The organism is Streptomyces sp. ISL-11 (assembly GCF_018614525.1).
In the GTDB taxonomy this organism is placed as follows: domain Bacteria; phylum Actinomycetota; class Actinomycetes; order Streptomycetales; family Streptomycetaceae; genus Streptomyces.
This window is the reverse complement of the sequence record NZ_JAGGOL010000061.1, coordinates 25,389-31,396: the sequence shown is the minus strand read 5'-3', so window position 1 is coordinate 31,396 and position 6,008 is coordinate 25,389. Positions and strand designations below refer to the sequence as shown.

Here is a 6,008-nt window from a genome sequence, read left to right as displayed (position 1 = left end):
CCCCGGACGGGCTTGATTCGGCTGAGCTCAGCCCATTTCAGCCCGTCCGGCGATTGAGGACACCGCCGCGCAGCGGTGGTGCGGACGACACGGCCCGCAGCCGCCCGCTCACATGATCCGCCGTACACCGGTCCGGCTCCGCACCGAGCTCAGGCCCCCCCGGGCCTACCTTGAGGCCCGGGGGGCACCATCAGGGGCCCGACCATCAGGCCCGCCGCCCGCAGGGCCACCCGGCTCGACCCGGTCCAACGGCAGCCAGAACACCAGCCCCCGTTCCCCCACCCGCCGGGACGCGCCCGCGCGGGCCAGCTCCGTGTCGGACAACGCCCGCCCGTACACCCGGACATCGTCCAGGTCCCCGGTCAGGTGCGCCCGCGCATCCGGCCTCTGGCCGAGATGCACCCCGAACGTGGAGTTCCGGCTCACCGAACCCGGCACGTCGGCCACCGCTGCGGTGACCCCGTCCACGGTCAGGACGATCCGCCCGCCTCCCCGCCGCAGCGCGGCGAAGTGCCACCGCCCGTCGCCGTACGCGGCGGCGACCCGCACCGTCGCCGTCCGGGCCGGCCCCGGCCCCGCGATGGCGGTCACCTGGCCGGCGACCCGGCGGGCGGCCGGCTCGGCGCGGAGCACCACCTGCGGCGCACCGCCGGCCCCGCCCATCCACAGCAGCGGCTGCTCCCCGTGGGACGCCACCCCCCGGAACCACAGCACCGCCGTGAAGTCGCGCCCGCCCAGCGGCAGTCCGTCCCGGAAGGGCAGCCGGACCGCGTCGTCGACACCGTCGAAGGCCAGTGCGCCGCCGGCCCGGCCGCCGACCGGCCGCGCCCCACCGAGCACGTACGCCCCCGTCCTTCCTCTCGCGGGGAGCGCCCGGTCGGGCGTCGTCGGGTACGGGCCGCCGCGCGGCCCGAGCCACTCCTCCGTGAAGCGCGCGAACCGGATCTCGTCACGGGCGTCGGCCCGGCCGGCCTCGTAGAGCAGGCCCACCGTGCCGGGCCCGGTGACCGCCATGTCGGAGTAGCCGGACCAGTCGGCCGTGACGCGCCTGCCGCGGTCGGCGCTCTCCCAGGTGCGCCCCTGGTCGTAGGAGGGGCGGAGCGTCATCGTGCGGCGCCGGTCGGGATCCGCGGGCGCGGACAGCAGCCGGCGGCCGGGCCGCAGCGGCACGACGGAACCCTGGACCATGGGGGATAGAGGCCGGGCAGGGCCCGGAACGGCGCGGTGAGGCTCTCGCCGCCGTCACGGCTGACCGCGTCGTCGCGGTGGCCGAGGTCCATGCCGTTCTGCTCGCGGCCGTTGACGTGGACGGCGCCGTCGGTCCGCTCGGCGAGGGTCAGTTCCGAGGGCATCTGCGTGAACGTTCCGTCGGGGGCGATGCGGTGCGTGTCGACGGCGCCCGGCCGCCAGTGCAGGCCGCCGTCGTCGCTGAGCGCGAGCGCCGCGTGGTTCGCGGTGCCGTGGCCGCCCACGTTGGTCTCGGCGTTGACGCCGACCACCAGACGCCCCCGGCCGGGTCCGTGCGCGAGCTGCACACCGTGGCCGGGCCCGGTGGCGTACCAGGAGTTCCAGCCGCGCGGCCGCAGCGACCGCGTGAGGTCGCGCGGGCGGGACCAGGTCACGCCGTCGTCGTCGCTGTACTGGACGTGCGGCGTGCGGTCGCACGGCGCGTCGCAGTTGCCGGCGTCCGGGCGGCCCTCGTTGTAGGTGGTGAGCATGACGATCCGGCCGGTGGCGCGGTCGACGACGGGCGTCGGGTTGCCGTGCGTGTCGCCGCCGCCCGCGTCGACGACCCGCAGCGGCCCCCAGGTGCGGCCGCCGTCCGAGGAACGCTTGAGGACGACGTCGATGTCGGTGGCGTCGCCGCAGTTGCCCTTCCTGCCCTCGGCGAAGGCGAGGACCGTGCCCCGTGCACCATTCACGACCGCCGGGATCCGGAAGCAGGCGTACTCCCCGGGCGGGCCGTCCTGCCCGGCCTTGAACAGCACGCGTTCGTCGAATCCCGCCGCCGGCGCGGCGGCCCTTGCCGGCGGGACGAGCAGGGCGGCGGCCGTCAGCAGGGCGAGGGCGGCCGGCCCGTACCGGCGCCGCATGCGCCGGATGAGCGGAGCGTGCCCCGTGTGACTGATGGGGCGTCGGATGCGTCGGATGCGTCGGGTGTGTCGGGGACCTGTGCGGGGGAGCGGCGCCATGGCCCGGCCCTTTCGCGTCGAGGCACGTCATGACATGTCGTGACACGTGAAGACCGGACAGCGCACGACCCGGCCGGTCAGGCCGAACGTACGGGCCGGACGCCCGCCCCACAAGGCGAGTTGCGCCAAAGAGCTCACACGGGCCGCAGGACCACCTTGCCCTGGTTGACGCGTGACTCGATGATCTCGTGTGCCGTCGCGGCGTCCTCCAGGGGCAGCTCCGCGTGGACGCGGGCCCGCAGCCGCCCGGCGGCGAACAGCTCCCACAGCTCCCGCCGCCACCGCTCCATCAGCTCGGGACGGTGCCGTGCGATCAGCCTCATCTGGAACCCGATGACCGACTTGGCGCCGACCAGCAGGTCGTACGCCTCGATCGTGCCACCGCCCGAGCTGTACGCCACCAGCCGGCCGCCCGGCGCGAGGGCCGCCACGGCGGCGGGCAGGAGCTCGCCGCCGACCGCGTCGAGGACGACGTCCACCGGAGCCGACGTCCCCAGGTCCGTGAGCTCCTCGTACGTCACGACCTCGTCCGCGCCGAGCGACCGTACGAAGCCGGCCTTGGCCGCGGAGCCGACCGCGCCGACGATCCGCCCCGCCCCCCGTTCCCGGGCGAGCTGCACGGCGAGCTGGCCGGCGCCGCTCGCCGCGGCCGTCACCAGCACCGACTCGCCCTCGGCCGGACGGGCCGCCTCGTACGCGCCGAGGGCGACCAGCCCGCAGCGCACGAGCGCGACGGCATCCGTGGCGCTCGCGCCGTCGGGCACGGGTGAGGCCATGGTGGAGTGCAGCAGGGAGTAATCGGCGTAGCCGTCGCCGAAGCACAGGCCCGTGACGCGGTCGCCGACCGCGAAGCGGTGCGGCCCGGACTCCTCCGCGCCGGGCCCCACCGCGACGACCCGCCCGGCGACCTCGCCGCCCAGGCTCGCCGGCAGCGGCAGCCCGCCCTCGCGCACCTTGCGGACGACCGGCAGGGTCACGCCCACGGCCTCGGTGCGCAGGAGCAGTTCACCGGGACCGGGCTGCCCGGGGACGTCGGCCTCCTCGACGCGCAGGACCTCGGGGCCGCCGTTCTCGTAATACCGGACGCGACGCACGCGCACCTCCCAGATGTCGTTGGTGATCCCAACGTTATCTCATTTCATTGGGAGGCCCAATGGTTATGTCGGTAGGCTCGGCCCATGGCAGAGAACGAGCCCGAGCTCACCCGCATCCGCGCCCTCCCCAGCTGGCTGCTCAACCGCGCCTCCGCGCGCGGCCGCCGCCTCGTCGGCGAGGCGCTCGCCCAGGAGGGCATGCGGATGCCGCATCACGCGGTGCTGTCCGCCGTCGCCGACCTCGGCCCGGTCGCCCAGGCCGCGCTGGGCCGCACCACCGGCTTCGACCCCAAGGACATGGTCGGGATCATCGACGACCTCCAGGCCGCCGGGCTCGTCACGCGCGCCCCCGACCCCGCCGACCGCCGCAAGAACGCCATCTCCCTCACCCCCTTGGGCCGGACGCGTCTGGCCCGTCTGGCCGAACTGGGGGAGGAGGCCAACGAGGAACTGCTGACGGCACTGTCGCCGGCCGAACGCGAGCAGTTCCTCGCGCTGCTCGCCCGCGTGGCGCAGGACTGACCCGGCTCGGGACCTACTCGGCGCGGGACCTACTCGGCCGGCAGGACCACCCGCTCCGCGCCCGCGTACACGTTCATCGACGCGCCCCGCAGGAACCCCACCAGCGTCATCCCCGTCTCCGCGGCCAGGTCGACGGCCAGCGACGACGGCGCCGACACCGCCGCCAGCACCGGGATCCCGGCCATGACCGCCTTCTGCGCCAGCTCGAACGACGCGCGCCCCGACACCAGCAGCACCGTCCCGGACAGCGGCAGCAGCCCCTGCTGGAGCGCGCGCCCGATGATCTTGTCGACCGCGTTGTGCCGGCCCACGTCCTCACGCACGTCCAGCAGTTCGCCGTCCGCGGTGAACAGCGCGGCGCCGTGCAGCCCGCCCGTACGGTCGAAGACCCGCTGCGCCTCCCGCAGCCGGCCGGGGAGGGTGGCCAGGAACTCGGGAGTGAGCCGCATCGGCTCCGGCCCGTCCGCCAGCGGGTGCCGGGCGGTGGTCCGTACGGCGTCCAGGCTCGCCTTGCCGCACAGGCCGCAGGAGGACGTGGTGTAGACGTTGCGTTCGAGGGCGATGTCGGGCAGCGGGACGCCGGGGGCGAGCCGTACGTCGACGACGTTGTAGGTGTTGGAGCCGTCCTCCGTGGCGCCCGCGCAGTAGACGATGTTCGCCAGCTCATCGGCGTGGGCGAGGACGCCCTCGCTGACCAGGAAACCGGCCGCGAGCGCGAAGTCGTCGCCCGGCGTGCGCATGGTGACGGCCAGCGGCTTGCCGTTCAGCCGGATCTCCATCGGCTCCTCGGCCACCAGCGTGTCGGGGCGGGCGCCGACGGCGCCGTCCCGGATGCGGATGACGCGGCGGCGTGCGGTGACCCGTCCCATGTTCGATCAGTCCCGGTGGTGATGGAGGTGGTGGTACGGCTGTCCCTGAAGCCGCCGTACCAGAACGGTCTCACGTGACGTGGGCCTCATCGGACCCGGGCACCCCACCGGCGCCCCGCCGCGTGACTACTGTTCGGTAGCACCCGGCCCCACAGCGTTCCCTGACCGGCCCGGCGGCTGCGGACACGGGCACGCCGACCGGTCGGCGCATCGGGCACCGTACGCTCCACGGCCTGCCGCAGGAGCGTACGGTGACGCACCAGCGGCGGCCGCCGGCGGGCGCGAGCCGCGACAGGTCGTCGAGCGCCGCCATCAGCCGCCGCGTCACCTGCGCGCTGCCGATCGCGCAGCCCCGGATGTCGTAGAAGACCGCCTCATTACGGCGAGCCAGAACCGACGATCAGCTCCCTGCCTCTGCTGCCGGCCACTCGCTCACAAACCGCTTCGCGGCCTCGACGGCTTCCCTGTTGAGTTCCTCCGAGGAGCCTCCCCAGCTCTCCTGACAGTCGTCCAGGTTGAGTGCACAGGAGACGAGGGGTTCCAGCTCTTCGGGATAGCCAAGGTCATAGGCAATATCGGCCCAGATGATGTGGGTGCCGGTGGCAGGGGCCAGGGATCCGTCGGCGATCCGACCGGCGACCCAGTAGGCCGTCGCCCACTTCGCGGCGCGCGGGTCAGCGGGTGGCTGGAAGACCAGTTCCAACTCCTCCAGCACCTGATCGAAGAGTGCCGGCGCTTCGGGCTCTTCGCTCCGGAGGAGACCGGCCAACATAGCCAGGGAAGGGCTCTCAACGCCGGCGATCAACGCGTCCAGCCCTGCCCGGATGAGCCGGTCCGACCCGACGTGGCCGCAGAATGCCCTCTCGCGCGCGATGTGGCTGAGCTGCTTGAGGGCTTCGTCGGGGTTCATCAGGGTCTTCTCGGTCGGCGCCTGGGGAGAAAGTAGGCTCGCACATCCGCCGACGTTGCTGCGTCGCGTTTCCCTTCGAGTCGACTCCGCTGGCAGACGGTCTACTCCGCAGTCTGTCGACCCCGACCAGCGTGAGCACCTCGAGCGCCGATCACACCAGCCCTTTGACCTGGCACATCAAGGTGAAGGCTCACGGCGGTCGTCCCGCAGCACCCCGGCCCGCCGCCGGTGCGCGATCTCCGCCACTACCCCGGCTGCCCCGGCCGGCCAGGCCGGAGACGGTGTTGTAGTCCCCGTCGTCCAGCAGGCCCGGATGAACAGCTGATCAAGCTCCCCGCGGCCCCCACCAGCCCCACGGTGGGCGTGAACCAGAACGTGTCCCGCAGATGCTCCCGCAACGGCGACAGGGCCCGAGGCCGCC

The 6,008-nt window shown here is 73.9% G+C and carries 4 protein-coding genes and 1 pseudogene; 1 reads left to right on the top strand and 4 read right to left on the bottom strand.

Features of this window, described 5'->3' with window-relative positions; all coding sequences use genetic code 11:
* Positions 1-165: 165 nt before the first annotated feature.
* Together J7E86_RS14220 and J7E86_RS14215 are read right to left on the bottom strand one after the other, a co-directional pair.
* Positions 166-2,093, bottom strand: a pseudogene (locus J7E86_RS14220) (exo-alpha-sialidase).
* 233 nt (positions 2,094-2,326) lie between these two features.
* Positions 2,327-3,286: a zinc-binding dehydrogenase gene (locus J7E86_RS14215; RefSeq protein ID WP_215082011.1), complete on the bottom strand. Its 960-nt coding sequence runs from the start codon at positions 3,284-3,286 to the stop codon at positions 2,327-2,329.
* An 84-nt stretch (positions 3,287-3,370) separates the two neighbouring features.
* On the opposite strand from J7E86_RS14215, the gene J7E86_RS14210 reads away from it, so the two are divergent.
* Positions 3,371-3,808, top strand: a complete 438-nt coding sequence (locus J7E86_RS14210; protein WP_215082010.1) for a MarR family winged helix-turn-helix transcriptional regulator — start codon at positions 3,371-3,373, stop codon at positions 3,806-3,808.
* A gap of 29 nt (positions 3,809-3,837) precedes the next feature.
* On the opposite strand, the gene fdhD is transcribed toward J7E86_RS14210, so the two are convergent.
* Positions 3,838-4,677: a formate dehydrogenase accessory sulfurtransferase FdhD gene (gene fdhD, locus J7E86_RS14205; protein WP_215082009.1), complete on the bottom strand. Its 840-nt coding sequence runs from the start codon at positions 4,675-4,677 to the stop codon at positions 3,838-3,840.
* A 400-nt stretch (positions 4,678-5,077) separates the two neighbouring features.
* The gene (locus J7E86_RS14200; RefSeq protein WP_215082008.1) at positions 5,078-5,587 is read right to left on the bottom strand and encodes a hypothetical protein; all 510 of its coding nucleotides are present in this window, start codon (positions 5,585-5,587) and stop codon (positions 5,078-5,080) included.
* Positions 5,588-6,008 lie beyond the last annotated feature (421 nt).

Coding starts and splice junctions, on each gene's coding strand:
- J7E86_RS14210 (WP_215082010.1), top strand. CDS start 3,371: ATGGCAGAGAACGAGCCCGAGCTCACCCGCATCCGCGCCCTCCCCAGC.
- fdhD (WP_215082009.1), bottom strand. CDS start 4,677: ATGGGACGGGTCACCGCACGCCGCCGCGTCATCCGCATCCGGGACGGC.
- J7E86_RS14200 (WP_215082008.1), bottom strand. CDS start 5,587: ATGAACCCCGACGAAGCCCTCAAGCAGCTCAGCCACATCGCGCGCGAG.